We start from the raw sequence: 1,388 nt of genomic DNA, 5'->3' as shown, positions 1-1,388 counted from the left end.
GACAGCGTGCGCGCCAGCTCGGCGCGCAGTGCCGTCACGTCGAGCTGCGCACCGTCGCGCGCCAGCAGATAGGCCACCAGCCGCTTGTCGCCCGGCTGGTCTTCGCGCGCCAGCACCACCGCCTCGCGCACGCCGGCGCAGGCCGACAGTTTCGTCTCGATCTCACCGAGCTCGATGCGGAAGCCGCGGATCTTCACCTGGAAGTCGTTGCGCCCCAGGTATTCGATGTTGCCGTCGGCCAGATGGCGTCCCAGGTCGCCCGTCTTGTACATGCGGGCGCCGGCCACGCCGGCGAACGGATCGGGCAGGAAGCGTTCCTCGGTCAACTGCGGCAGGTTCAGGTAGCCGCGCGCCACGCCGGCCCCGCCGATGTACAGCTCACCGGCCACGCCGGCCGGCACCGGCTGGCGCCGCGCGTCCAGGATGTAGACCTGGGTGTTGGCCACCGGACGGCCGATGTGGGCGATGAAGCCCTGCTCGCGCGTCATCGTCACCCACGTCGAATACGTGGTCGTCTCCGACGGACCGTACAGATTGCGCACCGTCGCCACGCCCGTGCCGGCGAAGATCTTCTCGACCAGCGAGCGCTTGAGCGCCTCGCCGGCCAGGTTGACCGCGCCCACGCAGGCCGGCACCGCGCCGGCCCCCACCAGCGCGTCGATCGCCGACGGCACCGTGTTGATCAAACTGACATCCACCGCCTGCGTCAGCAGGGACAGCGCGTTGGCGACGATGGTGACGGTCAGCCCCATGCTCAGCGGTACGAAGCATTCGTACATCGCCAGGTCGAAGTTGAGCGAGGTCGACGCCAGCGTGCGCGTCAGCGTGTCGGCGTCGAACTCGTCGCGTGCCCAATGCACGAAATTGACCGCGTTGCGCTGCTCGATCATCACGCCCTTCGGCGCGCCGGTCGAGCCGGAGGTGTAGATCACATAGGCCAGGTGGGCCGGGGTCAGTCCGTGCCGCTGCGGATTGCCGGACGCCTGTCCGCTCCACAACGCAGCCTGCTCGCGCAGGTCGATGCGCGCCACCTCGCCGCCGATATCGTCCAGCGCGGCGCGGCCGGCGCCCACGCTCAGCGCCACCAGCGGCGCGCTGTCGGCCAGCATATAGGCCAGCCGCTCGCTCGGGTAGGCCGGGTCCAGCGGCACATAGCAGCCGCCCGCTTTCAGGGTGGCCAGCATCGCCACCAGCATCTCGACGCCGCGCTCGGCGCAGATCGCCACGCGCACGTCCGGCGCCACGCCCAGTGCCAGCAGGTGGTGCGCCAGCCGGTTGGCCTGCGCGTTCAGGTCGGCGTAGCTGACCTGGCGCTGCTCATGCACCAGCGCCACCGCGTGCGGCGTGCGCTCCGCCTGGCGTTCGAACAGCTCGTGCAGGCAAACGTC

Annotated in this window: 1 protein-coding gene; it reads right to left on the bottom strand. The window is 70.2% G+C overall.

The window, feature by feature from the left end; translation table 11 throughout:
- A partial coding sequence (locus RUGAMON1_RS32580; RefSeq protein ID WP_445234412.1) for a non-ribosomal peptide synthetase occupies positions 1 to 1,388 on the bottom strand: 1,388 nt, incomplete at both ends.

The sequence above is a fragment of the Duganella rhizosphaerae genome (assembly GCF_040364205.1).
Lineage (GTDB): Bacteria > Pseudomonadota > Gammaproteobacteria > Burkholderiales > Burkholderiaceae_D > Rugamonas > Rugamonas rhizosphaerae.
This window is presented reverse-complemented; position numbering and strand designations above follow the sequence as displayed.